At 68.9% G+C, this 15,724-nt stretch carries 13 protein-coding genes; all 13 read left to right on the forward strand.

The features are described 5' to 3' along the window. Positions 1-19 precede the first annotated feature (19 nt). The 13 genes from ACFYRX_RS36330 (at position 20) to ACFYRX_RS36390 (ending at position 15,706) form a co-directional block, all read left to right on the forward strand. Positions 20-1,504 carry a bifunctional folylpolyglutamate synthase/dihydrofolate synthase gene (locus ACFYRX_RS36330; RefSeq protein ID WP_389109438.1) on the forward strand — a complete coding sequence of 495 codons (1,485 nt, stop codon included), beginning with the start codon at positions 20-22 and terminating at the stop codon, positions 1,502-1,504. A gap of 8 nt (positions 1,505-1,512) precedes the next feature. Beyond that, a complete protein-coding gene (locus tag ACFYRX_RS36335) occupies positions 1,513-1,869 on the forward strand; it encodes a DUF4233 domain-containing protein (RefSeq protein ID WP_389109441.1) in 357 nt (118 codons plus the stop codon). 64 nt (positions 1,870-1,933) lie between these two features. Beyond that, positions 1,934-2,350: a nucleoside-diphosphate kinase gene (gene ndk, locus ACFYRX_RS36340; RefSeq protein WP_389109444.1), complete on the forward strand. Its 417-nt coding sequence runs from the start codon at positions 1,934-1,936 to the stop codon at positions 2,348-2,350. Between the two features lie 324 nt (positions 2,351-2,674). Further along, positions 2,675-3,694, forward strand: coding sequence for a rod shape-determining protein (locus tag ACFYRX_RS36345; RefSeq protein ID WP_004931372.1), 1,020 nt, complete (start codon positions 2,675-2,677; stop codon positions 3,692-3,694). 147 nt (positions 3,695-3,841) lie between these two features. Continuing rightward, the gene (gene mreC, locus ACFYRX_RS36350; protein ID WP_389109447.1) at positions 3,842-4,783 is read left to right on the forward strand and encodes a rod shape-determining protein MreC; all 942 of its coding nucleotides are present in this window, start codon (positions 3,842-3,844) and stop codon (positions 4,781-4,783) included. A gap of 12 nt (positions 4,784-4,795) precedes the next feature. Next, the gene (gene mreD / locus ACFYRX_RS36355) at positions 4,796-5,473 is read left to right on the forward strand and encodes a rod shape-determining protein MreD (RefSeq protein ID WP_389109450.1); all 678 of its coding nucleotides are present in this window, start codon (positions 4,796-4,798) and stop codon (positions 5,471-5,473) included. 137 nt (positions 5,474-5,610) lie between these two features. Continuing rightward, on the forward strand, positions 5,611-7,860 hold the full coding sequence (gene mrdA / locus ACFYRX_RS36360) for a penicillin-binding protein 2 (RefSeq protein WP_389109453.1): 2,250 nt from the start codon (positions 5,611-5,613) through the stop codon (positions 7,858-7,860). Continuing rightward, positions 7,857-9,056: a rod shape-determining protein RodA gene (gene rodA, locus ACFYRX_RS36365; RefSeq protein WP_389109456.1), complete on the forward strand. Its 1,200-nt coding sequence runs from the start codon at positions 7,857-7,859 to the stop codon at positions 9,054-9,056. The genes mrdA and rodA overlap by 4 nt, the downstream gene beginning before the upstream one ends. A 98-nt stretch (positions 9,057-9,154) precedes the next feature. Next, complete coding sequence (locus ACFYRX_RS36370; protein ID WP_389109459.1) at positions 9,155-10,654, forward strand: CHAD domain-containing protein; 1,500 nt, start codon at positions 9,155-9,157, stop codon at positions 10,652-10,654. 88 nt (positions 10,655-10,742) lie between these two features. Then, positions 10,743-12,722 carry a TIGR03960 family B12-binding radical SAM protein gene (locus tag ACFYRX_RS36375; protein WP_389109462.1) on the forward strand — a complete coding sequence of 660 codons (1,980 nt, stop codon included), beginning with the start codon at positions 10,743-10,745 and terminating at the stop codon, positions 12,720-12,722. Between the two features lie 263 nt (positions 12,723-12,985). Beyond that, positions 12,986-13,519 carry a CbrC family protein gene (locus ACFYRX_RS36380; RefSeq protein ID WP_389109465.1) on the forward strand — a complete coding sequence of 178 codons (534 nt, stop codon included), beginning with the start codon at positions 12,986-12,988 and terminating at the stop codon, positions 13,517-13,519. A gap of 96 nt (positions 13,520-13,615) precedes the next feature. Beyond that, positions 13,616-14,431, forward strand: coding sequence for a S1 RNA-binding domain-containing protein (locus ACFYRX_RS36385; protein WP_389109467.1), 816 nt, complete (start codon positions 13,616-13,618; stop codon positions 14,429-14,431). Between the two features lie 210 nt (positions 14,432-14,641). Further along, complete coding sequence (locus ACFYRX_RS36390) at positions 14,642-15,706, forward strand: MerR family transcriptional regulator (RefSeq protein WP_389109469.1); 1,065 nt, start codon at positions 14,642-14,644, stop codon at positions 15,704-15,706. Positions 15,707-15,724: the final 18 nt, after the last annotated feature.

Here is a 15,724-nt window from a genome sequence, read left to right on the forward strand (position 1 = left end):
CGTCCGTAGACTGGGCCCCGTGAGTGAGACCGACCCCTTCGACGAAATCGTCGCCGCCGAGACCGACCGCGACCCCGACCTCGCGGTCATCGAGGCCGGCAGCCGCACCCTGCGCACCCAGGGCGGCCCGCCGGAGGCCGACGTGCCCGGACGCCCCGAGGACCCCGAGGTCGACAAGGCCCTGCGCGAGGTCGAGGCGGAGCTCGCCACTCGCTGGGGCGAGACCAAGCTGGAGCCCTCGGTCAGCAGGATCGCCGCGCTGATGGACCTGCTGGGCGAGCCGCAGCGGTCGTACCCCTCGATCCACATCACGGGGACCAACGGCAAGACCTCCACCGCCCGCATGATCGAGGCCCTCCTCGGCGCCTTCGAGCTGCGCACGGGCCGGTACACCAGCCCCCACGTCCAGTCGATCACCGAGCGCATCAGCCTGGACGGCGCCCCGATCTCCGCCGAGCGGTTCATCGAGACGTACGAGGACATCAAGCCGTACATCGGGATGGTCGACGCCCAGCAGGAGTACCGGCTGTCGTTCTTCGAGGTGCTGACCGGGATGGCGTACGCCGCCTTCGCGGACGCTCCCGTCGACGTGGCCGTCGTGGAAGTGGGGATGGGCGGCTCCTGGGACGCCACCAACGTGATCGACGGCGATGTCGCCGTGGTCACCCCCATCGACCTGGACCACACCGACCGGCTCGGTGAGACGCCCGGCGCGATCGCCGTCGAGAAGGCCGGGATCATCAAGCAGGACGCGACCGTGATCCTGGCCCAGCAGCCGGTGGACGCGGCGCAGGTGCTGCTGAAGAAGGCCGTCGAGGTGGATGCCACGGTCGCGCGCGAGGGCCTGGAGTTCGGGATCGTGTCCCGGCAGGTCGCCGTCGGCGGGCAGTTGCTGACGCTGCGCGGTCTCGGCGGTGAGTACGAAGAGGTGTACCTGCCGCTGCACGGTCCCTACCAGGCGCACAACGCGGTCGTGGCGCTCGCGGCCGTCGAGGCGTTCTTCGGCGTCGGCGCCCAGCGCCCGGAGCGGCTGGACATCGACACCGTCCGCAAGGCCTTCGCCGCCGTCTCCTCCCCGGGCCGTCTCGAAGTCGTACGACGCTCCCCGTCCGTCGTCCTGGACGCCGCGCACAACCCGGCGGGCGCCCGCGCCACCGCGGAGGCGGTCGGCGAGGCCTTCGAGTTCAGCCGGCTGATCGGTGTGGTGGGCGCGAGCGGCGACAAGAACGTGCGGGGGCTCCTCGAGGCCTTCGAGCCGATCTTCGCCGAGGTCGTGATCACCCAGAACTCCAGCCATCGGGCGATGGACGCCGACGAGCTGGCCGCGATCGCCGTCGAGGTGTTCGGCGAGGACCGCGTCCAGGTCGAGCCGCGGCTGCCGGACGCCCTGGAGGAGGCGATCACGCTGGCCGAGGAGGACGGCGAGTTCGCGGGCGGCGGGGTGCTCGTCACCGGGTCGGTCATCACGGTCGGCGAGGCCCGGCTGCTGCTGGGAAGGGGCTGAGCCGGGTCATGCGTACGCTCTGTGCCTCGACGCTGATCGGCGAGTTCTTCGTCATCGGCTTCGCCGGACTGGTCGCGATGAAGGACCCCGATCTGGCCGGCTCCACGGTGTGGACGGTCAGCGGTATCGCCATGTTCCTGTGCCTCGCGCTGTGCGGGGTGGTGACCCGGCCCGGCGGTATCGCCCTCGGCTGGGCGCTGCAGCTCGCCCTGATCGTCTCCGGCTTCGTCGTGCCGACCATGTTCTTCATGGGGGCGGTCTTCGCCGCCCTGTGGTGGGCGTCCGTGCACTACGGCCGGAAGATCGACGAGGCGAAGGCGAGATTCGCCGCCCAGGCGGACTCCCCTACACCTGACGCTGCGTAACCGGCGCACCGACACGCCCTGTAACCTCGTTTCACCGCACATGTCAGCAGGCAAGGAGCCCCTCGTGAGCCAGCGCACCCTCGTCCTCCTCAAGCCCGACGCCGTCCGTCGTGGCCTGACCGGCGAGATCATCAGCCGCATCGAGCGCAAGGCGGGCTGGTCGATCATCGCGCTGGAGCTGCGCACCCTGGACCAGGAGACCCTGGAGCAGCACTACGGCGAGCACAAGGGCAAGCCCTTCTACGAGCCGCTGGTGGAGTTCATGGCCTCCGGTCCGGTCGTCGCGCTGGTCGTCGAGGGGGAGCGGGTCATCGAGGGCGTGCGGGCGCTGGCCGGCCCGACCGACCCGATCGCCGCCGCGCCCGGCTCCATCCGCGGCGACTTCGGCGTGATCGTCCGCGAGAACCTCATCCACGCGAGCGACTCCGTCGAGTCGGCGGAGCGCGAGATGAAGATCTTCTTCCCGGGCGGGGTGGGCTGACCGGGTTCGAAGAGGGGTCTTAGGGAGTTTTCGTGGACGTTTCTGATGAGGCGTCAGCCCGATCCCTCTCCTGACCTGGGGCGGCCGGATGTTTTCGGCCGTCCCTCGGCATATGCGCGCCGATCGGGGGAACGGGTGCCCCCTATGGACCGTCTCCACAAGCGGGGCCGCGTTTGATCTGCTGACAATGGCGAAGACCCTCGCGCAGTGTTCGTGCAGGCGCGTCTACGATGGAAGCCTTCACGTCACCGCACCCACTTCGCCGACCTGAAAAGCCCTCAAAAGCTCCCAGGGAAGGCCACACGAATCCTGATGGGGAACTCAATGTCGTTCATCGGCCGTGACATGGCTGTCGACCTCGGGACCGCCAACACGCTGGTGTACGTCAGGGGTCGCGGGATCGTACTCAACGAGCCGTCCGTCGTCGCGATCAACACCAACACCGGTGGCATCCTCGCGGTCGGCGCCGAAGCGAAGAAGATGATCGGGCGGACCCCCGGCAACATCGTTGCCGTGCGCCCGCTGAAGGACGGCGTGATCGCCGACTTCGAGATCACCGAGCGGATGCTCCGCTACTTCATCCTGAAGATCCACAAGCGGCGGTATCTCGCGAGGCCGCGCGTCGTCGTGTGTGTCCCCTCGGGCATCACCGGCGTCGAGCGCCGCGCCGTCATCGAGGCGTCGTCCCAGGCCGGCGCCCGCCAGGTGCACATCATCGAGGAGCCCATGGCCGCGGCCATCGGCTCCGGCCTGCCGGTCCACGAGGCCACGGGCAACATGGTGGTGGACATCGGCGGCGGCACCACGGAGGTCGCGGTCATCTCCCTCGGCGGCATCGTCACCGCCCAGTCCATCCGGGTCGCGGGCGACGAGCTGGACAACGCGATCATCCAGCACATCAAGAAGGAGTACTCCCTTCTGCTGGGTGAGCGGACGGCGGAACAGATCAAGATCACGATCGGTTCGGCGTACGACCTCGACGCTGACGAACACACCGAAATCCGCGGCCGGGACCTCGTCTCCGGACTGCCCAAGACCGTCGTCATCTCGGCCGCCGAAGTCCGCAAGGCGATCGAGGAACCCGTCAACGCCATCGTCGACGCCGTCAAGACGACCCTCGACAAGTGCCCGCCGGAGCTCTCCGGCGACATCATGGACCGCGGCATCGTGCTCACCGGCGGCGGCGCCCTGCTGCGCGGCCTCGACGAGCGGCTGCGCCGGGAGACCGGCATGCCGATCCACATCGCCGAGGACCCGCTGGACAGCGTGGCGCTCGGCTCCGGCAAGTGCGTCGAGGAGTTCGAGGCACTTCAGCAGGTGCTCGACGCCCAGCCCCGCAGATGACGTAACTCTTCGATTCCGCCGTACGAGATGATCTCCTCTCGTACGGCGGATCGTTGATATAGAGGCATAAGCTCCGCAAAAGACTCTGTTGTCACAAAGAACTCTGTTGCCACAAAAACTCTCTTGAGGAAGGCACGGCCGCCGCACGTGAGGGACACACGAGAGAGCCGGCTGCTCCTGGTGCTGTTGATCGCCGTCGCATTCGCGCTGATCACAGTCGATATCCGCGGTGGGGAGGACTCACCTGTCGACGGTGCCCGCCAGGGCGCGGCCACCGTGTTCGGCCCGATCGAGAACGGAGTGTCGGCCGCGGTCGACCCGGTCGGCAACGCCGTGTCGGCGATCCGCGACTCCGGCGACCGGCACGACCGGCTCGCCGCGCTGCAGACGGAGAACGCGGCCCTCAAGGCGAGGCTCGGCAGCGACGACCGCAACGCCAGCCGCCTCAAACAGCTCAACAAGATGATCAAGGTCGCCGGTGAGGGCCAGTACGGCATCAAGGGCGCCGAGGTCATCGCCATAGGAGCGGCCCAGGGCTTCTCCTGGACCATCACCATCGACGTCGGCGCCAACGACGGCATCCAGCGCGACATGACCGTCCTCAACGGCGACGGCCTGGTCGGGCGGGTGACGACGGTCGGCCCGAACACCGCCACCGTGCTCCTCGCCAACGACCCCGACTTCACCGTCGGCACCCGCATGGAGGCCACCGACGAACTCGGCTTCGCCTCCGGACAGGGCGACCGCCCGCTGCGCGTCGAACTCCTCAACGGCAAGGCCGACGTGAAGAAGGGCGACCGCCTGGTCACCTTCGGCTCGCAGGCCGACAAGCCCTTCGTCCCCGGCGTTCCGGTCGGCGTGGTCTCCCGCGTCGACCCCTCCGGCGGCGACCTCACCCGCACCCTCTACGTCACGCCGTACGTCAGCTTCACCAAGCTCGACATCGTCGGCGTCGTCGTAGAGGCACCCAAGAAGGACCCGCGCGACACGGTGCTCCCCGCCAAACCCAAGCCGACGCCCACGCCCACGGTGACGGTCACCGTCACCCCGTCCGCGAACGCGCCGGTCGACGGCGAGATCCAGCAGTAGGAGCTGTACCTGATGCGCGTCAACCGGATCCTGCTCTCGTCGGCCCTGATCGTCGTCGCCCTGGTGCTCCAGGTGAGCGTCCTCGCCCGCCTCCACCTCCCGGGCGCCGTCCCCGACCTGCTGCTCCTCACCGTCCTCGGCCTCGCCCTGGTCTACGGCCATGTCGGCGGCTCCCTCGTCGGCTTCGGCGCCGGCCTCCTCGCCGACCTCGCCCCGCCCGCCGACCACGCCGCGGGCCGCTACGCCCTGGTGCTGTGCGTCATCGGCTACCTCGCCGGCCTCGCCAAACCGGAGAACGGCAGACTCAAGTCGGCCACCGGACCCATGGTCGTCGTGGTCGCCGCCGCCGTCGGCACCACCCTGCTGTACGCCGGTGTCGGAGCCCTCGTCGGCGACACCGCCGCCCGCCATGTCGGCCTCCCCAGCCTGCTGTTCACGGCCGCCCTGTACGACCTGCTGCTCGCCCCGTTCGTCGTCCCCGGCATCATGGCGCTCGCCCGCCGCGCCGAGAACGACCCGCTGGCCGACACCGGCTCCGCGGCCAAGTCGGCGGACATCTCCTCCGGTTGGCTCTCCTCTGGCACCGGCCTGAAGATCGGCGGTCAGCGCGGCGGCCTGGGCACCCTGAAGACCAAGGCACGGACCCGGACGACCCGGGTGGGACGCATCAAGGGGGTCAAGCGGCTGTGAGGTCGGGCGAAGTGGCTGTGAGGGTCGACGAGTTCACTCGAACGGGTTTGCCGGGGCGGAACGCGGCTTCACAGGTCAGCCGTTCATCATTCGTACGCGCACACACGTCGGCGCACTGAGAGGGGGCGGCAACCGCAGTGACCAACATCCCCGAGACCGGACGGACCCCACGGGTCCAGATCCGACTCGTCGTCATCCAGATCCTCGTGCTGTCCCTCCTCGGCACCCTCGGCGGACGCCTGTGGTACCTCCAGATCCGCGAGGGCGACGAATACGCCAAGGAGGCGTCCGGCAACCACGTCCAGCAGGTCGTCGAACCCGCCGTACGCGGCTCGATCCTGGACGCCCGCGGAGTGCCGCTCGCCGACAACGAGACCCGGCTGGTGGTCTCCGCCTCCCGCACCGACCTGCTGAAGATGAGGGACGACGGCAAGGCCGTCCTCACCAAGCTGGCCAAGGTCCTCGGCATGACCACCGCGGAGGTCACCCAGAAGGTCCGGCTGTGCGACGCGAAGACACCCCAGCCCTGCTGGAACGGCTCGCCCTACCAGCCGATCCCCATCACCGACGAGGCCACCGCCAAGCAGGCCCTGCAGATCCGCGAGCGCGCCGAGGACTTCCCCGGCATCACCGCCGAACCCGAGGCCGTCCGCCGCTACGCGGCCCCCGGAAAGTCCAACACCGCCCAGGTCCTCGGCTACCTCTCGCCCGTCACCGACGACGAGATCACCAAGGCCCAGGACACCGACTCGCCCTACCTGCGCTCCGACCAGGTCGGCCGCTCCGGCCTGGAGCGCCAGTACGACAAGGAACTGCGCGGCAAGGCCGGCGTCACCCGCTACGAGGTCGACAACCTCGGCCGCGTCATCGGCGAGGCCGAGGCCGACGAGGCCCAACCCGGCGCCAACCTCGTCACCAGCATCGACGCCCGCGTCCAGCGCGTCGCGGAGTACGAACTGAACGACGCGATGAAGATCGCCCGCACGCAGTTCGACAAGATCACCGGCGAGAACTACAAGGCCGACTCGGGTGCCGTGGTCGTGATGGAGGCCAAGACCGGCCGGGTCGTCGCCATGGCGTCCGCACCGACCTACGACCCGAATGTCTGGGTCGGCGGCATCTCCGCCAAGGACTACAAGAAGCTCACCGGCAAGAACTCCGACTACCCGCTGCTCAACAGGGCCATACAGGGCCAGTCCGCGCCCGGTTCGACGTTCAAGGTCGTCTCCACGGCCGCCGCCGTCGAGGCCGGCTACGAGTGGGACGGCGGCTACCCCTGCACCAGTTCGTACTCGGTGGGCGGCCAGGTCTTCAAGAACTTCGAGGGCGAGAGCTTCGGCCCCATCTCCCTCGGCCGTGCCCTGGAGGTCTCCTGCGACACCGTCTTCTACGGCCTCGCCGACCGGGAGTGGAAGAAGGACGGCGGCATCAACCCCAAGAAGGGTGAGCCCAAGGACTACTTCTACAAGGCCGCCCACCAGTTCGGCCTCGGCAAGGAGACCGGCATCGACCTCCCCAACGAGGTCACCGGCCGCGTCCCCGACCGCCAGTGGAAGGAGTCGTACTGGAAGGCCAACAAGGACTCCTGGTGCAGGACCGGCAAGAAGGACGGCTCCTACGTCGAGAAGATCGCGTACGAGAACTGCCTCGAAGGCAACAAGATGCGCGAGGGCGACTCGATCAACTACTCCATCGGCCAGGGCGACACCCTCGTCACCCCGATCCAGGAGGCCAAGATCTACGGGGCGCTCGCCAACGGCGGCACCCTGTACGAGCCGACCATCGGCAAGGCGATCGTCAGCGCCGACGGCAAGACCGTCCAGGAAATCAAGCCCAAGGCCGTCGGCAAACTGCCGATCGGCCAGGCCGCCCTCAAGGGGATGGACGCAGCCCTTGAAGGAGTCGTCACCCGGGGTACGGCCGCCTGGAAGTTCGGTGGCTGGCCGCAGGACAAGATCCCGCTGCACGCCAAGACCGGTACCGCCGAGGTCTACGGCAAGCAGACCACGTCATGGCTGGCCACGTACTCCAAGGACTACACGGTCATCATGACGATCGCCCAGGCCGGTACCGGCTCCGGCGCCTCCGGTGAGGCCGTGCGCGGTATCTACAACGCCCTGTACGGCGTCTCCGACGACGGCACCATCGACAAGAAGAACGCGCTGCTCCCCACCCCCGAGAAGAGCCTGCCGAAGATCCAGACGGACGGGACCATCAAGTCCCCGAAGGTCTCCAAGGACCCGGCCAAGGACCAGCGGGTCAGCCAGCAGGGCGCGCCCGAGCCGGACGAGACGCAGCCGGGGGCGACCGTGAACACGGCGACCCCGGGCAACCGTGACACACGCAGGCGCCGCCGCAGGCGGGGAAGCCGGAGGATGCTCACATGACCGGGGCGAACAGCTTCCAGGTCTCCGGCTACGGCCCCGCGCGCGCGGGCTGGACCCGGCTGCTGGCCCGCGACTCGCTCGCCCGCCGGCTGGACTGGCCGATACTGTTCTCGGCCCTCGCCCTGTCCATGATCGGCTCGGTCCTGGTCTTCTCGGCCACCCGCAACCGCACCGAGATCAACCAGGGCGATCCGTACTACTTCCTGCTCCGCCACCTCATGAACACCGGCATCGGGTTCGCCCTGATGATCGGCGTGGTGTGGGTCGGCCACCGCACCCTGCGCACCGCCGTGCCCCTGCTCTACGGCGCCTCGGTCCTCCTGCTCCTGATGGTGCTCACCCCGCTGGGCTCCACGGTCAACGGCGCCCACTCCTGGATCGTGCTCGGCGGCGGCTTCTCGCTCCAGCCCTCCGAGTTCGTGAAGATCACGATCATCCTGGGCATGGCGATGCTGCTCTCCGCCCGGGTCGACGCGGGCGACAAGCCCTACCCCGACCACCGCACCGTGCTCCAGGCGCTCGGCCTCGCCGCCGTACCCATGCTCATCGTGATGCTCATGCCCGACCTCGGGTCGGTCATGGTCATGGTCATCATCGTGCTCGGCGTGCTGCTCGCCTCCGGCGCCTCCAACCGCTGGGTCTTCGGCCTGCTCGCCGCGGGCGCGACCGGCGCGATCGCGGTCTGGCAGCTGCACATCCTGGACGAGTACCAGATCGCCCGCTTCGCCGCCTTCGCCAACCCCAGCCTCGACCCGGCGGGCGTCGGCTACAACACCAACCAGGCCCGGATCGCCATCGGTTCGGGCGGACTGACGGGTGCGGGCCTCTTCCACGGTTCGCAGACCACGGGCCAGTTCGTGCCGGAACAGCAGACCGACTTCGTCTACACCGTCGCCGGTGAGGAACTGGGCTTCGTCGGCGCGGGCCTGATCATCGTCCTGCTCGGGGTCGTCCTGTGGCGGGCCTGCCGGATCGCCCGCGAGACGACCGAGCTGTACGGCACGATCGTCGCCGCCGGCATCGTCGCGTGGTTCGCCTTCCAGGCCTTCGAGAACATCGGTATGACCCTCGGGATCATGCCGGTCACCGGACTGCCGCTGCCGTTCGTGTCGTACGGAGGATCGTCGATGTTCGCCGTCTGGGTGGCGGTCGGACTGCTGCAGTCGATCAGGGTGCAGCGGCCGATGTCGGCGTAGAGCGGACGAGCCGGGTGACGGGCCCGGATGAGCCTGGTGATGAGCCGGGTGGCGGTGGCCCCCTGCCGTAACTGCCGCCCGGCAACTAGATTCGAATCATGGCGGACACCAAGCGGGAGATCGAGCGGAAGTACGAGTCCGACGAGAGCGGCCTGCCCGACCTGACGGGAGTCGCCGGGGTCGCGGCAGTCGTGGACAAGGGCGTGGCGCATCTGGACGCCACCTATTACGACACCGCCGACGAACGCCTCGTCGCGTCCTCGATCACCCTGCGCCGTCGCACCGGCGGATCCGACGCCGGCTGGCACCTGAAATTCCCCGTCGCTCCCGGTGTACGCGACGAGATCCAGGCCCCGCTCTCCGACACCCTCCCCGACGAGCTCGCCGCTCTGGTCCGCTCCAGGGTCCGGGAGGCCGAACTGGTGCCCGTGATCCGGCTGCGTTCGGACCGTGACGTACGCGATCTCCTCGACCCGGAGGCACGGCTGCTCGCCGAGGTCAGCGTGGACGCCGTGCACGCCGAACGGCTCAGCGGCGGCATCGGCGACGCCCAGTGGACCGAGATCGAGGTCGAACTCGCCGACGGCGGCGACCCGGCCTTCCTCGACAAGGTGGAGAAGCGGCTGCGCAAGGCGGGCGTACGGCCGTCCACGTCGTCCTCGAAACTGGCCCGCGCCCTGGCGGAGACGGCCCCCAAAAAGAAGAGCCCCGTCCCCGGGGCCCCCGTGACCGCGGGCGACCACGTCCTCGCGTACGTCCGGACCCAGCGGGACGCGATCGTCGAGCTCGACCCGGCCGTCCGCCAGGACGCCGAGGACTCCGTGCACAGCATGCGCGTCGCCACCCGCCGGATGCGCAGCACCTTCAAGTCCTACGGCAAGGTCCTCGACCGGACCGTCACCGACCCGATCGGCGACGAACTGAAGTGGCTGGCCGGTGAGCTGGGCGTGGACCGGGACCGCGAGGTGCTGACCGCCCGCCTGCAGGGCGCCCTCGACGAGGTGCCCACGGCACTGGTGTCGGGAGCCATCGCCGAGCGGCTGGCCGTGTGGGCCGGCGACCGGCCCGGCGGGGCGAGCGCGCGGCTGATCGGCGTCCTGGACTCCCACCGCTACCTCACCCTGCTCGACACCCTGGACGCGCTCATCGCCGACCCGCCGCTGCTGAAGGCGGCCGGGAAGAAGCCCGAGGCGGTGCTCGCCAAGGCCGTGAAGAAGGACTTCGGGAAGGTCACCGGGCTCGTCGAGCAGGCGCTGGAGCTGGACCCCGGCAGCGACCGGGACATCGCGATCCACGAGGCCCGCAAGAAGACCAAGCGCACCCGGTACGCGGCGGAGACGGCCCACCCCGCCCTCGGCAAACCGGCCAAGGACCTCGTCAAGTCCATGAAGGCGCTGCAGAACCTCCTGGGCGAGCACCAGGACAGCGTCATGGCCCGCCAGACCCTGCGCGAGCTGTCCGCGGTCGCCCACGCGTCGGGCGAGAGCGCCTTCACGTACGGGCTGCTCTACGGGCGCGAGGAGCAGCGGGCGACGGCCGTGGAGACCGAGCTGCCGGGCTTCTGGGACGGGATCAGGGACGGGGTGCGGGCCCTCTGACCTTCCGGGCGTTCGGGGGGTGGCCGTCGCCGCGTTAGGCTGGGTGGTCATCCCTGTCAGTTCAGTCCAGCCCACGAAGGTGTGCGAGATGCCTGCCGAAGTCGCTGCGGCCGCGGAGTCTGTGTTCCCGCAGCTCGAAGCTCTGCTCCCGCATGTGCAGAAGCCGATCCAGTACGTCGGCGGAGAGCTCAACTCCACCGTCAAGCCGTGGGAGTCCTGCGACGTCCGCTGGGCACTGATGTACCCGGACGCCTACGAGGTGGGTCTGCCCAACCAGGGCGTCATGATCCTCTACGAGGTCCTGAACGAGCAGGAGGGCGTCCTCGCCGAGCGCACGTACAGCGTGTGGCCGGACCTCGAGGCGTTGATGCGGGAGCACGACGTCCCGCAGTTCACGGTGGACAGCCACCGCCCTGTCGGCGCCTTCGACGTGTTCGGCCTGTCCTTCTCCACGGAGCTGGGCTACACGAACATGCTGACGGCGCTGGACCTGGCGGGCATCCCCCTGGAGTCCCGCGAGCGGGGGCTGGACGACCCGATCGTGCTGGCCGGCGGCCACGCGGCCTTCAACCCCGAGCCGATCGCCGACTTCATCGACGCCGCGATCATCGGCGACGGCGAGCAGGCCGTCCTCGACATGACGAAGATCATCCGCGACTGGAAGGCCGAGGGCCGGCCGGGCGGCCGCGAGGAGGTACTCCTCCGCCTCGCGAAGACGGGCTCGGTGTACATCCCGGCGTTCTACGACGTCGAGTACCTCCCCGACGGCCGTATCGCGCGCGTGGTCCCCAACAGGTCGGGCGTCCCGTGGCGCGTGTCCAAGCACACAGTCATGGACCTGGACGAGTGGCCCTACCCCAAGCAGCCCCTCGTCCCGCTGGCCGAGACCGTCCACGAGCGGATGTCGGTCGAGATCTTCCGCGGCTGCACCCGCGGCTGCCGCTTCTGCCAGGCAGGCATGATCACCCGCCCGGTCCGCGAACGCTCGATCACGGGCATCGGCGACATGGTGGAGAAGGGTCTGAAGGCGACCGGCTTCGAGGAGGTGGGTCTTCTCTCGCTCTCCTCGGCGGACCACTCGGAGATCGGCGACATCGCGAAGGGCCTGGCCGACAGGTACGAAGAGGACAAGATCGGCCTGTCCCTCCCCTCCACCCGCGTCGACGCCTTCAACGTCGACCTGGCGAACGAACTGACCCGCAACGGCCGCCGCTCCGGCCTGACCTTCGCCCCCGAGGGCGGCTCGGAGCGCATGCGCAAGGTCATCAACAAGATGGTCTCGGAGGACGACCTCATCCGCACGGTCTCCACCGCCTACGGCAACGGCTGGCGCCAGGTGAAGCTGTACTTCATGTGCGGCCTGCCGACGGAGACCGACGAGGACGTCCTGCAGATCGCCGACATGGCGACGAAGGTCATCGCCGAGGGCCGCAAGGCCTCAGGCCAGAACGACATCCGCTGCACGGTCTCGATCGGCGGCTTCGTCCCCAAGCCCCACACGCCCTTCCAGTGGGCCCCGCAGCTCTCCGCCGAGGAGACGGACGCGCGCCTGCAGAAGCTCCGCGACAAGATCCGCGGCGACAAGAAGTACGGCCGCTCGATCGGCTTCCGCTACCACGACGGCAAGCCCGGCATCGTGGAAGGCCTCCTCTCCCGGGGCGACCGACGCATCGGCGCCGTCATCCGCGCCGTCTACGAGGACGGCGGCCGCTTCGACGGCTGGCGCGAACACTTCTCCTACGACCGCTGGATGGCCTGCGCCGACAAGACGCTGCCGTCCTTCGGCGTGGACGTCGACTGGTACACGACCCGCGAGAAGACCTACGAGGAGGTCCTCCCCTGGGACCACCTGGACTCGGGGTTGGACAAGGACTGGCTCTGGGAGGACTGGCAGGACGCCCTCGACGAGACGGAGGTCGAGGACTGCCGGTGGACGCCTTGCTTCGACTGCGGGGTGTGTCCGCAGATGGACACCTCCATCCAGATCGGGCCGACCGGGAAGAAGCTGCTGCCTCTGACGGTCAAGAACGCGGGGTCGGCGCCGGCTTCGAGTGGTCACTCGCACTGAGGTGAGCGAGGCGCTCGATCGGGTGGTTGAGGCGCTGGCGGGGGCTGGTGATCACGAGGTGACGGCTGCACTGTCCGCGGTCGGCGTCTCACTGCCTCGTCCGTCGGCGCCGCCGGCGCCCCTCCGGACGCCTCTGCCGGGGCCGGGGGCTTCGTTGGACATCGTTTCTGAGGTGGAGTGGGTCTGAGATTCACAGGCGGGCCCACCCACGCGCAGGCCACCCGCGTCAAGACGGTCACCTCCTGGCACAGGAAGGCTCGCTGATGAGCGCCGCCCTGCCCGTATTCCGCTATCACCCTGATCCTGTTGTGAGCGGCTCCATCCGCGAGGGCACCGAAACCTGCGTCTGTTGCGAGCGCAGTACCGGGTGGATCTACACCGCGAGCTTCTACACGGCCCAGGACGTCGACGGGCAGTTCTGTCCCTGGTGCATCGCCGACGGCAGTGCCGCTGCACGATTTGAGGGCGAGTTCACCGACTCGTATGGGCTCGCCGGGGTCAGCGGGGAGATCCTGGAGCATGTCACCCGCCGCACTCCTGGATTCCATGCCTGGCAGGACCCGCATTGGCTCGTCCACTGTGAAGACGCGGCTGCCTTCGTCGGGGAGGTCGGACACACCGAACTCGCCGCCCACCCTGAGGCACTCGACCAGCTTCGGACCGACCTGCGGATGGGCGGGTGGCACGACGCATCGCAGCTGGAGGGTTTCCTGACTCACCTGGGGCAGGGCGCAAGCGCCATGCTCTTCCGCTGCACCGTCTGCGGCACCCACCTCGCCTACGCCGACGCCTCATAGCCAAGCCTGGCCCAGACGTGCCGTTCCCGGGGGAGCGCAACCATTTCGTCTGAGGTGGAGTGGGTGTAGAGATCTCTCCGTGAGAGTCTTGGCGGCATGAGGGATGCGTCGGTTGGGCATGACGTCCGGCGGTTTCTGGCGGAGGTCCGTGTCGGTGACGTGTGCCGTGGGCAGGTCGCTTCGGTTTCTCGGTCCGAGATGTCGGTGCTCCTGGACGACTTCACCGACCGGCCGCTAGGGACGGTGGGGTCGTTGGACGGGTCCTGGCGTCGGCGCTTCTCCGACGTTGCCGTGGTCGGGCAGAGGGTCTCCGGCGAGGTAACCGCGGTTGATCTCGACGCGAGCCGGGTGCGGCTGTCGATGGCGGCGACGGAGAACCCAGAGCTCTGGGAGTTCCTCAAGCGGCTTCGCCATGGTGAGCTCCTGTCCGGCACGGTGGCGGCGATCGAGCGGTTCGGTGTCTTCGTGGTGCTGGATGAGGGTCCCGAGCATCCGGTGTATCCCGGCGTCGGCTTCATCACGTATCCCGAGTTGTCCTGGCGTCGTTTCGAGGCGGCGTCCGATGTCGTCGAGGTCGGGCAGCGGGTGTCGTGTGAGTTCTTGCAGTTCGACACATGGAACGGGGAGGCCAGGCTGTCGCTGCGGGCGATGCAGCCGGACCCCTTCCTGGTGTTCGTCGACGGCGTCGTGGTGGGACAAAGGCTGAGCGGGCGAGTGACGAAACTGGTCCCGTTCGGTGTCTTCCTGGAGCTCGCCGACGGCATCGAGGGCATGGTGCATCTGTCCGAGCTGAACTCGATCCCTGTGGCGGCGCCGGAGGATGTCGTACAGGTCGGCGATCAGTTGACGGTTGTCGTCATCGACGTCGACCGCGAGCGACGCCGACTGTCGCTCTCTCGGCGACAGGCTTGAGCGGTTGCGGTTCGGACCGCGTCCGCAGATGGACACCTACATCCAGATCGGGCCGACCGGCAAGGCGTTGTTGCCGTTGAGGGTGAAGCACGCGGGGGCGGCTGCCAGTTGGCATGTGCACTGAGGTACAGGGGTGTTGGGCGGGGTTGAGCGGTGTGGGTTGACCCTCGACCTTGTTCAGGGGGCAGGGTGCCGGGTGTGGAGAACGACATGCGCAGCATTGGGGAGACGGCCCGTGACAGCGGCCTCGGGGTGAGCGCCCTGCGGTTCTACGACCGTGCCGGTGTGCTGGTTCCGGCCTGGGTGGATCCGGTGAGCGGATATCGCTGGTACGAGCAGGAGCAGTTGGAGGAGGCCCGGCTGCTGGCCCGGTTGCGTCGCGCCGGGATGCCGTTGGCGGACATCCGGCTGGTGCTGGCCAGTTGGTCCGGCGTGGACACCGGTCTGGTGCGGGAACTGCTCGCGTCGCACCTGCGCCGGCTTGAACAGGGGCTGTCCGACGCCCGCAGTGAGTTCTCCGCGCTCCGTGCCCTGCTCGATCACCGGGAGAACGCCATGACCTCGCTCCGTACCGCCACCGTCCGGCTGTCCATCGCCGCACCGGAGCTCGCTGCCGCGCTGGACGCGGTCCGATTCGCGGTGAGCACCGACCCCGAGCTGCCGATGCTCGGCGGGGTCCTGTTCGACGTCGAGGGCGAGAGCCTCCACGTCGTGGCCACCGACCGGTACCGCATGGCTGTCGCGCGGGCCGGTGTCGCCGGGTACGACGGGAGCCGGGTGCAGGTCATCGTGGGCACTGCGCTCGCCGATGCGATGCGGGCGCTGTTGGACAGCGGGGGGCCCGCGCGGTTCTCGGTCGAGGGTGACCGCGTGACTCTGGAGGCGGGGGACGGACAGGCGGCCGGTCAGTGCCTCGACCACGACTTCCCCGACTACCGTCGTCTCCTGCCCGCCGGCGGGCGCCGCACGGTCGTAGATGTGGCGGCCTTCCTGAAGGCCCTGGCGACCGGTCCTGTCCGTTCCGGCGAGGCCGGAGCGCATGACCTGAGTGTGCTCGGCGTGGAGGGCGGTGGCGCTGTCACCCTCCGCGCTGACGGTCACGACGACCCGAACCGCGTCGCAGTCAACCGTGCGTTCCTGCTGGACGCCCTGGACGCCGGAGCCCGGGACCGACTGATTCTGGAGATCGGCGCCCCCACGGCGCCGATCGCGATCCGTCGACCCGACGACGAAGGTACTTTCTCGATCCTGATGCCGGTCCGACTGGAGGACTGACGGTACGTCCACCGTGAT

This window comes from Streptomyces sp. NPDC005374, assembly GCF_042872225.1.
In the GTDB taxonomy this organism is placed as follows: Bacteria; Actinomycetota; Actinomycetes; order Streptomycetales; family Streptomycetaceae; genus Streptomyces.

Coding starts and splice junctions, on each gene's coding strand:
- ACFYRX_RS36375 (WP_389109462.1), top strand. CDS start 10,743: ATGCCTGCCGAAGTCGCTGCGGCCGCGGAGTCTGTGTTCCCGCAGCTC.
- ACFYRX_RS36385 (WP_389109467.1), top strand. CDS start 13,616: ATGAGGGATGCGTCGGTTGGGCATGACGTCCGGCGGTTTCTGGCGGAG.
- ACFYRX_RS36380 (WP_389109465.1), top strand. CDS start 12,986: ATGAGCGCCGCCCTGCCCGTATTCCGCTATCACCCTGATCCTGTTGTG.
- ACFYRX_RS36390 (WP_389109469.1), top strand. CDS start 14,642: ATGCGCAGCATTGGGGAGACGGCCCGTGACAGCGGCCTCGGGGTGAGC.
- ACFYRX_RS36345 (WP_004931372.1), top strand. CDS start 2,675: ATGTCGTTCATCGGCCGTGACATGGCTGTCGACCTCGGGACCGCCAAC.
- mreD (WP_389109450.1), top strand. CDS start 4,796: ATGCGCGTCAACCGGATCCTGCTCTCGTCGGCCCTGATCGTCGTCGCC.
- ACFYRX_RS36335 (WP_389109441.1), top strand. CDS start 1,513: ATGCGTACGCTCTGTGCCTCGACGCTGATCGGCGAGTTCTTCGTCATC.
- rodA (WP_389109456.1), top strand. CDS start 7,857: ATGACCGGGGCGAACAGCTTCCAGGTCTCCGGCTACGGCCCCGCGCGC.
- ACFYRX_RS36370 (WP_389109459.1), top strand. CDS start 9,155: ATGGCGGACACCAAGCGGGAGATCGAGCGGAAGTACGAGTCCGACGAG.